Annotated in this window: 14 protein-coding genes and 1 pseudogene; 7 read left to right on the plus strand and 8 right to left on the minus strand. The window is 72.7% G+C overall.

The features are described 5' to 3' along the window. Positions 1-400 precede the first annotated feature (400 nt). Together IF89_RS37635 and IF89_RS41750 are read right to left on the minus strand one after the other, a co-directional pair. The gene (locus tag IF89_RS37635; RefSeq protein ID WP_324605299.1) at positions 401-628 is read right to left on the minus strand and encodes a hypothetical protein; all 228 of its coding nucleotides are present in this window, start codon (positions 626-628) and stop codon (positions 401-403) included. 215 nt (positions 629-843) lie between these two features. Continuing rightward, positions 844-1,017 carry a CsbD family protein gene (locus tag IF89_RS41750; protein WP_078628072.1) on the minus strand — a complete coding sequence of 58 codons (174 nt, stop codon included), beginning with the start codon at positions 1,015-1,017 and terminating at the stop codon, positions 844-846. 382 nt (positions 1,018-1,399) lie between these two features. On the opposite strand from IF89_RS41750, the gene IF89_RS0104450 reads away from it, so the two are divergent. Together IF89_RS0104450 and IF89_RS41755 are read left to right on the plus strand one after the other, a co-directional pair. Next, complete coding sequence (locus tag IF89_RS0104450) at positions 1,400-1,981, plus strand: TMEM165/GDT1 family protein (protein WP_030761371.1); 582 nt, start codon at positions 1,400-1,402, stop codon at positions 1,979-1,981. 235 nt (positions 1,982-2,216) lie between these two features. After that, positions 2,217-2,738, plus strand: a complete 522-nt coding sequence (locus IF89_RS41755) for a DinB family protein (protein WP_078628087.1) — start codon at positions 2,217-2,219, stop codon at positions 2,736-2,738. Positions 2,739-2,873: 135 nt separating this feature from the next. Here the strand turns inward: IF89_RS41755 and IF89_RS0104455 are convergent. Next, positions 2,874-3,536, minus strand: a pseudogene (locus IF89_RS0104455) (HAD-IA family hydrolase); the annotation flags it as partial. Between the two features lie 333 nt (positions 3,537-3,869). Then, a complete protein-coding gene (locus IF89_RS0104460; RefSeq protein WP_030761377.1) occupies positions 3,870-4,775 on the minus strand; it encodes a peptidoglycan-binding domain-containing protein in 906 nt (301 codons plus the stop codon). 191 nt (positions 4,776-4,966) lie between these two features. On the opposite strand from IF89_RS0104460, the gene IF89_RS0104465 reads away from it, so the two are divergent. Next, positions 4,967-7,036 (plus strand): MFS transporter, encoded by a 2,070-nt coding sequence (locus tag IF89_RS0104465; protein ID WP_043192927.1) that lies wholly within the window; start codon positions 4,967-4,969, stop codon positions 7,034-7,036. A gap of 54 nt (positions 7,037-7,090) precedes the next feature. On the opposite strand, the gene IF89_RS0104470 is transcribed toward IF89_RS0104465, so the two are convergent. Then, the gene (locus tag IF89_RS0104470; RefSeq protein WP_078628073.1) at positions 7,091-7,675 is read right to left on the minus strand and encodes a GNAT family N-acetyltransferase; all 585 of its coding nucleotides are present in this window, start codon (positions 7,673-7,675) and stop codon (positions 7,091-7,093) included. 106 nt (positions 7,676-7,781) lie between these two features. Here IF89_RS0104470 and IF89_RS0104475 point away from each other — a divergent pair, with 106 nt between their 5' ends. Further along, a complete protein-coding gene (locus IF89_RS0104475) occupies positions 7,782-8,177 on the plus strand; it encodes a nuclear transport factor 2 family protein (protein ID WP_030761384.1) in 396 nt (131 codons plus the stop codon). Between the two features lie 127 nt (positions 8,178-8,304). Here IF89_RS0104475 and IF89_RS0104480 read toward each other — a convergent pair whose 3' ends face one another. Next, on the minus strand, positions 8,305-8,646 hold the full coding sequence (locus IF89_RS0104480) for an antibiotic biosynthesis monooxygenase family protein (protein ID WP_030761387.1): 342 nt from the start codon (positions 8,644-8,646) through the stop codon (positions 8,305-8,307). A gap of 107 nt (positions 8,647-8,753) precedes the next feature. Here IF89_RS0104480 and IF89_RS0104485 point away from each other — a divergent pair, with 107 nt between their 5' ends. After that, positions 8,754-10,799 carry a bifunctional glycosyltransferase 87/phosphatase PAP2 family protein gene (locus tag IF89_RS0104485; protein WP_078628074.1) on the plus strand — a complete coding sequence of 682 codons (2,046 nt, stop codon included), beginning with the start codon at positions 8,754-8,756 and terminating at the stop codon, positions 10,797-10,799. Between the two features lie 33 nt (positions 10,800-10,832). Here IF89_RS0104485 and IF89_RS0104490 read toward each other — a convergent pair whose 3' ends face one another. After that, a complete protein-coding gene (locus tag IF89_RS0104490) occupies positions 10,833-11,795 on the minus strand; it encodes a GlxA family transcriptional regulator (RefSeq protein ID WP_030761393.1) in 963 nt (320 codons plus the stop codon). Positions 11,796-11,902: 107 nt separating this feature from the next. Here IF89_RS0104490 and IF89_RS0104495 point away from each other — a divergent pair, with 107 nt between their 5' ends. Continuing rightward, positions 11,903-12,448 (plus strand): PaaI family thioesterase, encoded by a 546-nt coding sequence (locus tag IF89_RS0104495; RefSeq protein WP_030761396.1) that lies wholly within the window; start codon positions 11,903-11,905, stop codon positions 12,446-12,448. 49 nt (positions 12,449-12,497) lie between these two features. Here IF89_RS0104495 and IF89_RS0104500 read toward each other — a convergent pair whose 3' ends face one another. Continuing rightward, entirely contained in the window at positions 12,498-13,742 is a 1,245-nt protein-coding gene (locus tag IF89_RS0104500; protein ID WP_030761399.1) for a cytochrome P450, read from the minus strand. A 241-nt stretch (positions 13,743-13,983) separates the two neighbouring features. Between IF89_RS0104500 and IF89_RS0104505 the strand changes: the two genes are divergently transcribed. Beyond that, positions 13,984-15,153 carry a steroid 3-ketoacyl-CoA thiolase gene (locus IF89_RS0104505; RefSeq protein ID WP_030761401.1) on the plus strand — a complete coding sequence of 390 codons (1,170 nt, stop codon included), beginning with the start codon at positions 13,984-13,986 and terminating at the stop codon, positions 15,151-15,153. Positions 15,154-15,455 lie beyond the last annotated feature (302 nt).

The raw sequence follows: 15,455 nt of genomic DNA on the forward strand, positions 1-15,455 counted from the left end.
CCCTGGGTGCGGGGGGTTCGGCCGTGTCGCCCCGGCGGGGCGTGGCCATGCTGGCGCCATCGGGTTGCGAGGGGATGGGCGCCAGGTGACAGCGTGGCGACATGAGCACGTCACATCAAGCCACGCAAGCCCCCTGATTTAAGTGGAAGTTGTCATTCCGGCACATGGGTGCGGCCGCTGCACCCCTGACGGTCCGTCGCGCACGGGATGGACCGGGGCGGGCCGGGGCAGGCCGGGCAGGCCAGGGCATGCAGGGGCAGTCGGCGGCGGACCGGGGCAGAGCAGGAGCTGCGGGACAGGTGCACCGCCAGGTCGGGCAGGGCTCGCGATGTTCGCGCCACCTTCACCGCCGTCCGCCCCTTGCACGGCCGGCAGCGTCGGTCGTCGACCGGCTGTTTCGCTACGCGTCGGCGGCCAGCCGGCCTGCGGCCCGGCCCCATGGCTGAGGCAAGACCACGTCGTCCCTGTCGCAGGCGTCCTCCTCGAACCAGCCCGTCCCCGCCAGCCACGTCTCCAGCCACGCTGCGAGGCCGGTGGAGTCGAGGAACCAACACTGCTCCCACGAACCGCCGCTGTCGTACGACGCCTTCGGGTCACTCCGGGTGCTGCACTCCGACGGACGCCCCACGTCGCGCCGTGTATTCACCGACGACGCTGGAGCCCGGACCAAGCAGTGGCAGCAGTCGGTAGTCGGGGCCGAAGCCGCCGTCGGCGCCCCGTACAAGGTCATCGATGTCGGTCATGGCCGTGATGTCGGCAGAGCCCGCTGACATGTCCCGTGAACGACGCGACCGGGCCCCGACCGGGGGCAGACGGTCGGGGCCCGGACGAGAGGGGCGGCGGTCAGCGGCGGAAGGCGTCCTTGACGTCTTCCTTGGCGTGACGGGCGTTGCCCTTGGCCTGATCGGCCTGGCCTTCGGCGGTCATCCGCTCATTGCCGACGGCCCGGCCGACGGCCTCCTTGGCCTTGCCCTTGGCCTGCTCGGCGTGCGCCTTGCTCTTCTCCGTGCCCGACATCGGGGACCTCCTCGTTTGCTGTACCGGATTGGTCGTGACCGCTCTCCTGCTCCCGATCACCGGTCGCAAACCCCGCCGGGCCGGTGCGGGGCCCGAGGTCCGTTCCGGCCCGTCGCCCGGGTCGCGTACCCTGTTCGGAGCAGAAGGGGAGTAGCTCTTCGCCGGACCGTCGACATACTGCTGGGTCACCCAGCCGGCGCCCGGAGGCCGACCATCCGTGGTCGGCCAGCGAGACCTTCGGCCGCAGTGTCCTGTCCCGGCGTGGGCGCGTCCCGTACGCGCATGCGCAAGTCAGGGCGCCGCCGAGCCGAAGCGACCCCTGACACACCCTGGTCTCTCGGTACCGATGGCGCCCTGCCCGACCGATTGAGGTTCCACCTCCGTGTTCAGCTTCAGCATCACGGCGATCGCCTTCGGCGTCGTCTTCCTGGCCGAACTCCCCGACAAGACGGCCCTCGCCGGCCTGATGCTCGGCACGCGCTACCGCGCCTCCTACGTCTTCGCCGGCGTGGCCGCCGCCTTCGCCGTGCACGTCGCCCTCGCCATCGCCGCCGGCAGCGTGCTCACGCTGCTCCCGCACCGCCTGGTCCAGGCCGTCGTCGGCGTCCTCTTCCTCCTGGGCGCGGCCATGCTGCTGCTGAAGAAGGACGACGGGGACGAGGAGATCAAGCCGCCCGCCGACCAGTCCTTCTGGAAGGTCTCAGGGGCCGGTTTCATGCTGATCCTGGTGGCGGAGTTCGGTGACCTGACCCAGATCATGACCGCCAACCTGGCAGCGCGCTACGACGACCCCGTCTCCGTCGGCATCGGCGCCGTGCTGGCCCTGTGGGCGGTCGCGGGCATCGGCATCCTCGGCGGCCGCACGCTGATGAAGTACGTACCGCTGCGGCTGATCACCAGGATCGCGGCAGCCGTGATGGCCGCGCTGGCCGCCTTCTCGCTGTACGAGGCCATCACGGGCTGAACCGCCCGCGGGTGAGGGATCCGGGCGGGGCCGGTGCTGCGGTACGGAAAACTCCTTTGCGGAGGGAACCGCCGAGGGGCACGCTCTGCGCGTGACCGACTCCACTGCGCCCCTCGGCTCCGCCCCCGCCCCCGCCCACGGCCGGGATGCCGGCTCCGGCCCCGACCGGGGCTCCCACCTCGGGCCGGACTCCGGGCCCGTTGCTGCCGCCGAGCGCCGTTTCGGCTGGTCGAACATGTTCGTCCACCCGGATGAGGACCCCCGTGCCGACGGCGGGTTCCGGGGGGAGCGGGACGTACTGCTGGGCTACCTGCGTGACCAGCGGATCACGCTGCAGCTCAAGTGCGGGGGCCTCGACGCGGAGGCCCTGGCGCGGCGCTCCGTGGAACCCTCCGACCTGTCCCTGCTGGGTCTGGTGCGCCACCTCGCGGGCGTCGAACAGTACTGGTTCCGGCAGGTCATGGCAGGTCAGGACGTACGACGGCACTACCGCTCGGTGGCGGAACCAGCCGGGGAGTTCACCGGTGCGGTGGCCGACCCGGTGGTGGTCGCGGACGCGTGGAAGACCTGGCGGGCCGAGGTCGCCTTCGCGGAACAGCTCGTCGCCCAGGCGCCCGGCATGGACGTCACGGGCGACTGCGGCGGCGAGCCGGTGGAGCTCCGCGAGGTGCTGGTGCACGTGATCGAGGAGTACGCGCGCCACAACGGGCACGCCGACTTCCTGCGGGAGCGCATCGACGGGCGCGTCGGGCAGTAGCGCGGCCGGGGCGCGGAGCGGGCGCGCGGCACCCGGACCCTGCACCGGCGCGGCACGGTGGCGGGACGGCGGGGGACTGCGCCCGGCGCGGCGCCGGCAGCGGGTGGGTGTGTCCTGGGGCTGCGGGCGCAGCGTGATGCGGATCGAGCCGTCGGCGCCGGCTTCGACATCGAGGGCCCGCAGGTCCGGGACGTGGACCGTCGGCCCCTGTGCGGCGGCGCGGGGACCCACGCCGACGACGCGCATGCCGGCCGCCCGGCCGGCTGCTATGCCCGCCGCCGAGTCCTCGAACACGATGCAGTCGGCCGGGTCCACCCCCAGGGCCGCGGCGCCCTTGAGGAAGCCCTCGGGGTCCGGCTTGCTGGCTCCGACGGATTCGGCCGTGATCCGCACCTCGGGCATCGGGAGGGCGGCGGCCGTCATCCGGGCGGTGGCCAGTGCCGCGTCGGCCGACGTGACCAGGGCGTGCGGCAGGCCGCTGAGCGAGGCCATGAACGCCGGGGCACCGGCGACCGGGACCACGCCGTCGGTGTCGGCCGTCTCGCGCGCCAGCATCTCCGCGTTCTCGGCGTGGTTGATCTCCATGGGGCGGTCCGGGAGCAGCACGGCCATGGTGGCGTAGCCCTGGCGGCCGTGGACCACCTTCAGGGCCTCCTGCGGGTCGAGCCCGTGGGAGACCGCCCAGTCGCGCCAGCAGCGTTCGACCACCGCGTCGGAATTGACGATCGTGCCGTCCATGTCGAGGAGGAGGGCCTTGGCGGTGAGGGTCACGGGTGCGGTGGTGGTGCTGGCCGGCATCGACGGGGCTCCAGACGGGCGGGAAAAGAGAACAAGTGGTTCCGTCCACCGGTCAGGGAGTGAGGACGGAACCACTTTGTTCCATCACGATACAAAACTCGGGGCGGTCTGCGCCACTCCGGGGCATGTGACCCCTGCCGCCCCCTACGGCTCGCCTGCCCCTGCCGCCCCTTACGGCTCGCCCGCCCCTGCCGCCCCCTACGGCTCGCCCGCCTCCCGCGGGCCTGCGCACCCGGCGGGCGGACCGCCCGCTGTGCGCGGACCGCCCGGTGCGCGCTGATCCCGGTGTCCAGCTCCGTCCGCGGCGCGGGCCGCCGGTGTGCGCCGGGGCGCCTACCCCTCCAGCGCCTGGCGGGTGAGCGGTCCGTAGACGCCCCACTCCCTGCTGTCGATCCCGTGCTCGAACTGGAACTCCGTCAGTGCGTCCTCGGTCCGCCAGTCGAACCTTCCGTGGAAGCGGCCCCGGTACAGGCCCTGAGCCGCCAGCAGGCGCTGGAGCTTCTCGACCTCCGGGCCGCTGTCCCCGAAGCGCAGCGCCGGGGACTGTGCGGGCGGCGGGCCGGAGGAACGGCTCGGGCTGGGCGACGCGCTCGCCGACGGGGGAGCGGACGAAGCGGAGCGGGACGCGCTGGGCGACGCGGACGGCGACGCCGACTTCGAGGCGGTCGGCGACTTCGACGCCGACGGGGAAGCGCTCCCCGTGCTCGGACTGCCGGACGGCGCAGCCGGGGCCGCGCTCACCGCGGGCGCCGACGCCTTCGTCTCCACCAGCGCCGTATCGCCGTCCGGGGACGCGGGCAGCACCCACACCGCCACCGCCGTCCCGCTGAGGGCCACCGCGGCCGCGGCTCCCACCAGCAGCGCCAGCGGACGGCGGCGGGATGCGGAACCGGACCTCTCCTCCGGGCCCCCGCCCCCGCCCCCTCCCCATCCCGCCCTGCCGGGGGCCGGTGCGGCTGCCGCGACCGGGCGCAGCTGCATCGTCTCCGCCGGGTCCGGCGCGTGCGCCGGACCCGCCTTCCACGGGCCCGCCGGGCCGGGCGCCGGCGGCACGGCCATGCCGTACGCCGGGGTGTCGTCCTCGGCCCCGGCCTGCGTCCGCGCCCTCGGCTGCGGTGCAGGCGCAGGAGCCACCACACCGGCCACGGGCTGCGGCGACACCGGATCGGCTTCGGCGCCCTGCTCGCCCGGGTCGGACAGCGTCACGTACGGACGGATGCGCAGAGGGTTGAACCCCACACCCGGTGCGCACCTGCAGGCGGTGCCGGCAGCGTCGCAATTTGGACAGTGCTCACCGTTCACTGGGACTCCCTCCCCTGGCTATTGCCTGCGATTATGCAGACCCCTTGCGGCCCTCCCAACCGCCCGAGAGGCCATAACCGGACACACCACTCAGGATGGAGATGTTGATCCGGCCGGAGGAGGAATCGATGGCTCAGGACGCGACCCAGGGCGCCGTGGACCCCGGTCCCGGACCGCACCGGACCGGCCCCGCAGGCGAACACACCTCCCGCGAGGTGCTCGTCCCCATAGGTGCCCTGCTGCTGGGACTGCTGATCGCCGCGCTCGACCAGACGATCGTCTCCACGGCGCTGCCGACGATCGTCAGCGACCTCGGAGGCATGGCCCACCTGTCATGGGTCGTCACCGCCTACATGCTCGCCGCCACCGCCGCCACGCCCCTGTGGGGCAAGCTCGGCGACCAGTACGGCCGCAAGAAGCTCTTCCAGTACGCCATCGTCCTCTTCCTCATCGGGTCGGCCCTGTGCGGACTGGCCCAGGACATGCCCCAGCTGATCGGTTTCCGCGCCCTGCAGGGCCTCGGCGGCGGCGGACTGATCGTGCTGTCCATGGCGATCGTCGGCGACATCGTCCCGCCCCGCGAACGCGGCCGGTACCAGGGCCTCTTCGGCGGCGTCTTCGGCGCGACCAGCGTGCTCGGCCCGCTGCTCGGCGGCCTGTTCGTCGACAACCTCTCCTGGCGCTGGGACTTCTACATCAACCTCCCCATCGGTCTCGTCGCACTCGTCGTCATCGCCGCCGCCCTCCACATCCCGGCGCGCCCCTCGAAGCACACCATCGACTACCTCGGCACCTTCCTCATCGCCTGCGTCGCCACCTGTCTCGTCCTCGTCGCCTCCCTCGGCGCCACCTGGGGCTGGGGATCCGCCCGGATCATCGGTGTCGCCGTCCTCGGCGTCCTGCTCCTCGCCGCCTTCCTCCTCGTCGAACGCAAGGCCGCGGAACCCGTCCTGCCGCTGGGGCTCTTCCGCATCCACACCTTCTCCCTCTGCTCGGCGATCAGCTTCGTCGTGGGCTTCGCGATGTTCGGGGCGATGGTCTACCTGCCGACCTTCCTCCAGATCGTCCAGGGCGTCTCACCCACCATGTCCGGCGTCCACATGCTGCCGATGGTCATCGGCATGCTCATCTCCTCCACCGCCTCCGGCCAGGCCGTCAGCCGGACCGGGCGCTGGAAGGTCTTCCCGATCGCCGGCACCGCCGTCACCGCGCTCGGCCTGCTCCTCCTCCACCAGCTCCACCGCACCAGCTCCACCTGGGAGATGAGCCTCTACTTCTTCGTCTTCGGAGCCGGTCTCGGCCTGGTCATGCAGGTTCTCGTCCTGGTGGTGCAGAACGCCGTCAGCTACGCCGACCTCGGCGTCGCCACCTCCGGGGCCACCTTCTTCCGCTCCATCGGTGCCTCCTTCGGCGTCGCGATCTTCGGCACGGTCTTCACCCACCAGCTCGACGACGAGCTGGCCTCCTCCCTGGCCGGCGTCACCCTGCCCGCCGACGCAGGCATCCCCCAGCTCGAAGCGGACCCCCGCGCCATCGGGGCGCTCCCCGCGGACCTCCGCCCGCGGGTCCTCGACGCCTACGCGACCGCCATCACCGACGTCTTCCTCTACGCCGTCCCCGTCGTCCTGATCGCCTTCGTCCTCTCCTGGTTCCTGCGGGAGGACACGCTCCGCGCCTCCGTCACCGCACCCGACGTCACCGAGACCCTCGCCTCCAACCCCGTGCACCGCTCCTCCCACGAGGAGGTCGCCCGCGCGCTGACCGTCCTCGGCAGCCGTGAGGGCCGACGCCACGTCTACGAGAAGATCACCGCCAAGGCCGGCTACGACCTGCTGCCCGCCTCCAGCTGGCTGCTGCTGCGGATCAACAAATACGGCTCGGCGGAACCGGCGCTGCTCGCCGAGCGCGTCAACGTGCCGCTGAAGGTCATCACGGACGCCGCCCGCCAGGTCGAGGAACGCGGCCTCGCCGTCCGGGACGGGCTGCCGCTCGTCCTCACCGCACAGGGCCGCGAGGCCGCCGCGAAGCTCAGCGACGCCCGGCAGGAGTCCCTCGCCGAACTGCTCGGCGACTGGTGGGGCCCCGACCGGCCGACCGACCTGGTCAAGCTGGTCGAGGAGATCAACACGGAGCTGTGCGGATCCGACGCCGAAGAGCCCTACGACGCCGAGCCCCGCCGCGACCACGCCGCGACATAGACGTCGTGGAAGGGCCGGGCCTGCGGGCCTGCGGCCCCAGAGGGGCCCGGGGGATCAGGGCAGGCGCTTCTCGAACCAGTGCTCCGCATACGGGCCGGAGTTGTACGCGGGTATCTCGGCATAGCCGTGACGCGCATACAACGCGCGGGCCTCCACCAGGTCCGACCGGGTGTCCAGCCGCACCCGCTCGGCGCCCAGCGCACGGCTCTCCGCCTCCAGGGCGTCGAGCAGGGCCGCCCCGCCGCCGGTACCGTGGGCGCGGCGGTCGACATACACCTTGGTGAGCTCGGCGGTCACCGCGTCGAGCAGCCGGACGCCGCCGCAGGCCAGTGCCTCGCCCTCCAGGCGGCCGACGACGAAGCTGCCCGTCGGCGGTTCCAGTCCGTCGTCCGGGAAGTCGAGCAGCCCCTGATCGATCTCGGCCTCGGTGACCTCGCGCTTCCAGTACCGGCCGGCGACCTCGGCGTAGTACGCGCGGCGCAGCCGGGTGGCATCGCGCGTGGTGAACGGCTCGGGGGACACGGTCCACACCTGGGACGGCGACAGCGACCGTGGCGGCGCCGCCGACGGGGACCGTGGCGGTGTGACGGCGGACGAGGACGAGGGTGCTGGGCTGCGGTGTTCGCTGTGAGTGGTCATGGCGTCATTGTGGAGTTCGGGCGCGAAGTCCCGCGTGGAATATCCACAACGCCGGGCCGATGATAGGAAAAACGGCACTTCGCGTACCCGGAGGATGTGAAACGCCATGGCAGAGCACCCGGACTGTGCCCTGATCCGCCGCGGCTACGAGGCCTTCGGCAACGGCGACATGGAGGCGCTGAGCGCGCTCATGACCGCCGACGTCATCCACCACGTGCCCGGCAACAACCCCCTGTCCGGACACCACAAGGGCCGGGAGCAGGTCCTCGACTTCTACCGCCGCCTCGGCGAGGAGACGAAGGGCACCTTCCAGGTACACCTGGAGTCGGTGCTCGCGGACGGCCGCGGGCACGTGATGGCCTTCCACACGGCGCGCGGTGACCGCGGAGACCGCGGCATAGAGATCCGCGAAGGACTCTTCTTCACCATCGTCGGCCACAAGATCACCGACATCGACCAGTGCACCGCGGACATCGACGAGGAAGACGCGTTCTGGAGCTGATGCCGTCCCCGGTCCGGCCGGCCGGACCGACCAACGGGCCCGGACCCCGCCGCGCCCGCCGCCCCTCACTGGACCGGCCCCCGCCCACCACGCCATGCGCCGTGCGCGGGGGGCCGCGTCCCGCGCGTCAGGCCTTCTTCGGCGCCGCCTGCTGCACGACCTCGAACGACCACACCGTCGAAGCCGAGGCCGCCGGCCTCGGCCGGTCCGCGCCCTCGGCCCCGCCCTCACCGCCGCCACCCTGGTGAGCGGCCTTCATCGGCCCCTCCATCCACGCCTGGAAGTCCTCCTCCGAACGCCAGCGCGTGTAGACGAGGTACTGGTCGGTGCCCTCCACGGGCCGCAGCAGCTCGAACCACTCGAAGCCGTCCGAGCTCTCCACCGCACCCGCGCGCGAGGCGAAGCGCCGCTCCAGAACCTCCCGCTGCTCGGCGGGAACCGTCAGTGCGTTGATCTTCACGATGCTCATGGGAGCCATCCTAGGGATCCTGCGGGGGATATCGTCGTGCGGGTAATGGAGCGCGGCAGCCAGGCGAAGTCGGGGTTGCGGTCAACAGGGCGGGAGGCCGGCAGGGCGTGGCGAACGCGGCGGAGCACAGCACAGCGGACGGACATGCCGGGGTCATAGGCGGCAGCAGCAGGCTGGGCGCGGCGCGTCTGCTCCTGTGGGCCCTGGCCGGCGCGCTCGCCGTCCGACAGGCCGTCGCGGTGCTGCGCCTGCCGCCGGCCGAGTGGCTGGACGGCTTCCACCTCCCGGCCGGCGGCGCTGTCGGCTCGGTGTACGACGTCGGACAGTTCGCGGGCACCCCCTTCGCCGGGCTGGTCCTCAGACCGTTCGCCGGCCTCGCCGCGCCGTCCCTGGAGGTCGCGTGGACCTGTGTGACGCTGCTGCTGGTCGCGGCCGTCGGCTTGGTGGCGGCCCGAGGACTGCCCGACCCGGTGCCGCGGCGCACCGCGCTGCTCGCCGCGCCCGTCCTGACGGCCCTGATGATGGTCTCGCTGCCCGTCCGGGAGGCCGCCTCGCCGGGCCGGACCGCCGTCCTTCCCGTGCTGCTGGTGCTCCTCGCCGTCTTCCGCGTGCCCGGCGACCGGCCCGCGGGCTTCCTCGTCGGCCTCGCCGCCGCGCTCCAGCCGGCCCTGCTGCTCTTCGCCCCGCTGCTGTGGCTGACCGGACGGCGCCCCGCGGCGCGGAGCGCCGCCGTGGCCTTCGCCGGCGCGACTGCCCTGTCCTGGGCGGCTCTGCCGCGCGACTCGTGGACGTACTGGATGCACCACCTGGCCGGTACCGGCCTCGGCGGCGCCCCCGACGGCCTCGCCAACCAGTCCGTGCACGGCGCACTGCTGCGCCTGGGCCTGACCGGCCCCGCCGAGCTGCTGCTGTACGCGGCCCTCGCCGGCGGCATCGTCTGGTGCGGGCTGCGCCGCGCGGTCCGCTACGCCCGTGACGGCCAGCTGCTGCTCGCCGTCGCCGTCACCGGCTGCGTGGCCGTCGCCGTGTCCCCGACCGGCTGGCGCCACCAGCTGCTGTGGGTGCTGCTCGCCGTCGCCGGCAAGGTCGGCAGGCGGGCCGCCGACCGGCGCGTGTGGCCGGTGGCCGTGGTCCTCGCCGCCACCCTGCCGAGCGCGGTGCTGCTGCCGAACCTGGCCGCGCTGGCCCCCGTACGCGACAACGTGCTGCTGCTGACCGCCGTCGTGGCCGCCTGCGCGGTGCCGTTCCTGCCGCGCTCGTCCCCGTACTGGCGCGATCCCGTACCGACCGCCCACGGGCTGCCGGCGCCCGCCCGCTGGTCGCGCGTGCCGCTGCTGCCGTTCTGGCGGCGCGTGCTGTCCCGCCCGAACCTGCTGCTGGAACTGCTGCTGATACGGGTCGGCTACTCGCTCTACTCCCACATCCGGGCGGCCGCCCCCACCAGCCGCTCCCTCGCCGAGGGCAACGGCCGTCAGATCCTCGGGATCGAGCGGGCCCTGGGCCTCGACATCGAGCACGCCGTGAACCACGCGGTGGTGGACACCCCCTGGCTGGAGGCGTTCTTCGACTTCTACTACACCTCCTTCCACTTCGTGGTCCCGCTGGCGATCCTCGCGGTCCTGTACTGGCGGCGTCCCGGCGACTACCGCTGGGCGCGGGCCTCCCTGGGCCTGGCCACGGTCATCGCGCTCGCCGGTTTCTGGCTCTACCCGCTCGCCCCGCCGCGCCTCATGCCGGGCCTCGGCTTCGTCGACACCGTGCACGGGCCGCAGGACCTGGCCAACCCGTCCTACGGGGCGATGACCGCCATCTCCAACCAGTACGCGGCGATGCCCTCGCTGCACTTCGGCTGGTCGCTGTGGTGCGGGATCGTGATCGTGGTGCTCGCGCCGAAGGGCTGGCAGAAGCTGCTGGGCGCCCTGCACCCGCTGATCACGGTGTGCGCGATCGTCGCCACCGCCAACCACTGGGTCCTGGACGCGGTCGGCGGAGCCGTCGTCGTCGTCGCCGGCTTCGGGCTCGTCCACGTCCTGTCCGGGCCGCGCGGCCTGCACGTGGACCTTCCCGCGCCGCGCGCCGACCACCCGGCCGGGGAGGCCGCCCCCGAGCCGGCGACCCCCGCCGGCCGACCGGTCGCGGGGTCGCGCCCCTGACGTTGCCTCACGCCCCGCACGCGCTGGCGCCCCTCAGGCCGGCGCCCCTCGCGGACCTGACGCGCCGCGCCGCCTGCGCAGCAGGGTGCGCAGCGGGCCCGGGCTCTCGTACCCGACCCGCCGGGCGACCGCCGCCAGCGGCAGGTCCGTGGTGCGCAGCAGGTGTTCCGCCTGCTCCACGCGCAGGTCCTGGACCAGCCCGACGGGGGTACGGCCGAGCGTACGGGCGACCGCGCGCTGCAGGGTGCGCTCGCTGACGCCGAGTTCCCGGGCGGCGTCCGCGATCGGCGCCGGCTGCGCGAGGCGGGTCCGCGCCCACTGCTCGAAGGCGGCCACCAGCGGGTCGTGGCCGGTCAGGGCACTGGGGATCGCGTACGCCGCCTGGGAGGCCCGGTCGTCGACGACGAGGTAGCGGCGGACGAGGTCGGCGAGCGCGGGACTGCGCGTGCCGACGATCGACAGGGCCAGGTCCAGATGGCCGAACGCGGCACCCGCCGTGGTCACCCCGCCCGAGCTGACGACCATCCGGGTCTCCTCGACGGTGACGGCACGGTAGCGGTCGCGGAAGAGCGGTGCGAGCCACCAGCTGGTCGTCGCCCGCAGCCCGTCCAACACACCGGACTCCGCGAGCAGGAACGTTCCGGTGCAGGCGGTGGCGAGCGGGGTGCGGCGTTCGCGGGCGTCCGTCAGGATGCGCCGGACCGGACGGTACGCGGCCGACGCGACGGCCTCGACCAGCAGCTCGGGGCGGCGCTCCATCAGGGCGGGCACCACCAGCAGGTCGGCGTCCTCGGCGACCGACGCCGGCTCGGTGTCGATGCGGTGGCCGAGACCGGTGCGGACGCGCCGGCGCACGCCGACAGTGCGGATGTCGAAGGCGGGCGGCGCGGCGCCGGCGACGCGGCGGCGCAGCGCGTGGGCCGTGTGCAGGACGTCGAGTACGGCCGAGATGCCGGAGTCGAAGACACCGTCGACGGCGAGCACGGCGATTTTCACCCCGCCATCCTAGAGGCAGCCCCGCGCCGCCGACTGTCGGAATCGGTGCGGAAGCTGCCGGATCCGACACTCGCCGGTCGGCGGGGCCCATGCCTAGGGTCGGTGGCATGACCACGTATGACACCAGCACCCCCCTGCCCGGCGCGGACGCCGGGGCCCCGCTCCGCAGCCGTACGCACACCTGGCGGCCCCGGCCGCAGGCCGGGACTCCGGAACTCCTCGGCATGAGCGGGCTGGAGATCCTCCGGGCGGGCATCGCGGGGGACCTGCCCGGCGCGTCGATGATGAGCACGCTGGGGTTCCGGCTCACCGAGGCCGCCGAGGGCTCCGCCGTCTTCGAGGGCGATCCCGGCGACCACCTGCTCAACCCGATGGGGACGGTGCACGGCGGCTTCCTCGCCACCCTCCTCGACTCCGCGCTCGGCTCGGCCGTGATGACGCTGCTCCCGGCGGGCTGCGGCTACACCACGGTGCAGCTCGGGGTGCACATGATCCGGCCGGTCTCGGCGGACACCCCCACCCTGCGCTGCGAGGGCACCGCCCTGCACGTGGGGCGGACCACCGCCACCGCCGAGGCCAGGATCACGGGGACGCACGACGGCAAGCTGTACGCCCACGGGACGACGACCTGCGCGGTCCTGCGCCCGCGCTGACACCGGCCCGGCCGGCCCCGGGACGGCCCACCTGCCGCCGGGTCCGGAGTCAGCCGTGGCTGACCCGGAGCTCCTTGATGCCGTTGAGCCAGGCCGCGCGCAGCCGGCGCGGACCCTCCCCGGCCGACCGCAGGTCGGGCAGTGCGTCGGCCAGGGCGTTGAAGATCAGGTCGATCTCCATCACGGCGAGGGACTTGCCGAGGCAGAAGTGCGGGCCGCCGCCGCCGAAACCCAGGTGCGGATTCGGGTCGCGGGTGATGTCGAAGACATCGGGGTGCGCAAAGACCTCGGGGTCGTGGTTGGCGGAGGAGTAGAACATCCCCACCCGGTCGCCCGCCTTGATCTTCTGCCCGCCCAGCTCGGTGTCCTGGGTGGCGGTCCGCTGGAAGGACACCACCGGCGTGGCCCAGCGCACGATCTCCTCCGCCGCGGTGGACGGCCGGGTCGCCTTGTACAGCTCCCACTGCTCGGGGTGGGTCAGGAAGGCGTGCATGCCGTGGCTGATGGCGTTGCGGGTGGTCTCGTTGCCCGCGACGGCCAGCAGCAGGACGAAGAACCCGAACTCGTCCGAGCCGAGGTTGCCCTGGCCCTCCGCCGCCACCAGCTGGGTGACGATGTCCTGGGCCGGGCATTCCTTGCGCTGCGCGGACAGGTTCATCGCGTAACCGATCAGCTCCATGGCGGCGTTGGAACCGACCTCGGCCGTGATCGCGTACTCCGGGTCGTCGTAGGCGATCATCTTGTTCGACCAGTCGAAGATCTTGGCGCGGTCCTTCTGCGGTACCCCGATCAGCTCGGCGATGGCCTGCAGCGGCAGCTCGCACGCGACCTTCGTGACGAAGTCGAAGCTGCCGTCGGCCGCCGCGGCGGCCGCCTCCTCGACGATCCTCCGGGCCCGTTCGCGCAGGGCCTCCTCCAGGCCCCGGATGGCGCGCGGGGTGAAACCGCGCTGCACGATCTGGCGCACCCGGGTGTGTTCCGGCGGGTCCATGTTCAACATGATCAGCCGCTGGGCATCTATCGCATCACGCTGGATGTGCTCGTTGAAGCGGATGATCGCGGTGTTGGTGGTCGAGGAGAACAGCTCGGGGTGCGTGGAGACGTACTTGACGTCCGCGTGCCGGGTCACGGCCCAGTAGCCCTCGTCGTCGAACCCGGTGACCCCCCGCCGCTGCGGGCACCACCAGACGGGCGCGGTCTGCCGCAGCCGCGCGAACTCCGGGTGGGGAATCCGGCTCTGGAGCAGGTCGGGGTCGGTGGCGTCGAAGCCGTCGGGGAGCGCGGGGCAGGGCATCGGGCAACTCCAAAGTCTGACGGACCATCAGAAGTTGGCTCGAAGGTAGTAACGAGTTCCAGAAGTGACAAGGGTCGGGGCGTCAACTGTTGCGTGTGGAATCCGTGCAGGGCACGTGCAAGACCCTTGCGTGCCGGGGTCCCAGGTCATAAGACTGCCCAGAGAACTAGAACGCGTACTAGTTCGGGCGGGGCGCCGGGACGGCCCGCCGCGCTGGCGCTGTGCAGGAGAGGACGAGCTCATGGCCGCGGAACCCGTCATCGTCGAAGCCGTACGCACTCCCATCGGCAAGCGCGGAGGCGCGCTCGCCAACCTCCATCCCGCCTACCTGCTCGGTGAGACCTACCGCGAACTCCTCGCCCGTACCGGAATCCAGCCGGACTGCGTCGAACAGATCGTCGGCGGCACCGTCACCCACGCCGGCGAGCAGTCCATGAACCCCGCCCGCAACGCCTGGCTCGCCATGGGCCTGCCGTACGAGACCGCCGCGACCACCGTGGACTGCCAGTGCGGCAGTTCCCAGCAGGCCAACCACATGGTCGCCAACATGATCTCCGGCGGGGTCATGGACATCGGCATCGCCTGCGGCGTGGAGGCCATGAGCCGCGTACCGCTGGGATCGGGCTCCAAGCACGGCCCGGGCAAGCCCTTCCCGGACGAGTGGAACGTCGACCTCCCCAACCAGTTCGAGGCCGCCGAGCGCATCGCCCGCAACCGCGGCCTGACCCGCGAGGACGTCGACCGCCTCGGACTGCAGTCCCAGGAGCGGGCGGGCGTCGCCTGGGCCGAGGAGCGGTTCAAGCGCGAGACGTTCGCCGTACAGGTGCCGACCACGGAGGACGAGCAGGCCGCCGGGCAGGGCATGTGGCGCCTGGTCGACCGGGACGAGGGACTGCGCGACACCAGCATGGAGGCCCTCGCCCGGCTCAAGCCCGTCATGCCCACCGCCGTGCACACCGCGGGCAACTCCTCGCAGATATCCGACGGCGCGGCCGCCGTGATGTGGGCCTCGCGCAAGATGGCCCGCGCCCTCAAACTCAGGCCGCGCGCCCGCATCGTCGCCCAGGCCCTCGTCGGCGCCGACCCCCACTACCACCTGGACGGCCCCATCGACGCGACGCGGGCGGTGCTCGGCAAGGCGGGGATGTCCCTCAAGGACATCGACCTCGTCGAGATCAACGAGGCCTTCGCCTCCGTCGTCCTCAGCTGGGCCAGGGTCTTCGAGCAGGACCTGGAGAAGGTCAACGTCAACGGCGGCGGCATCGCCCTCGGCCACCCCGTCGGCGCCACCGGCGCGCGCCTGATCACCACCGCACTGCACGAGCTGGAACGCCGCGACAAGGAGTTCGCCCTGATCACCATGTGCGCGGGCGGGGCGCTGGCCACCGGGACGATCATCCAGCGCCTCTGACTGCGCTGCGACCGCCCGCTCCGTCCGCCCGCTCCGTCCGCCCGCTCCGACGGCGTTCCGACGCCGCTCCGACCGCGCCCGCGCGCACACCCCCCGCGCGCAGGGCGCCCGCGATCCCGCGGGATGGGATGCAGAAGGCCCCGGCGGCCGGACCTGGGGAGGCCGGCCACCGGGGCCTTCGTATGCGTTCTTCGGCGCTCGCCGCAGGCGGCCTAGTACCAGTGGTTGGCCTGCCAGAACTTCCAGGCGCCGACGGGGCTGCCGTAGCGCTCGTTCATGTAGTCCAGGCCCCACTTGATCTG

This window comes from Streptomyces sp. NRRL F-2664 (assembly GCF_000719345.1).
In the GTDB taxonomy this organism is placed as follows: Bacteria; Actinomycetota; Actinomycetes; order Streptomycetales; family Streptomycetaceae; genus Streptomyces.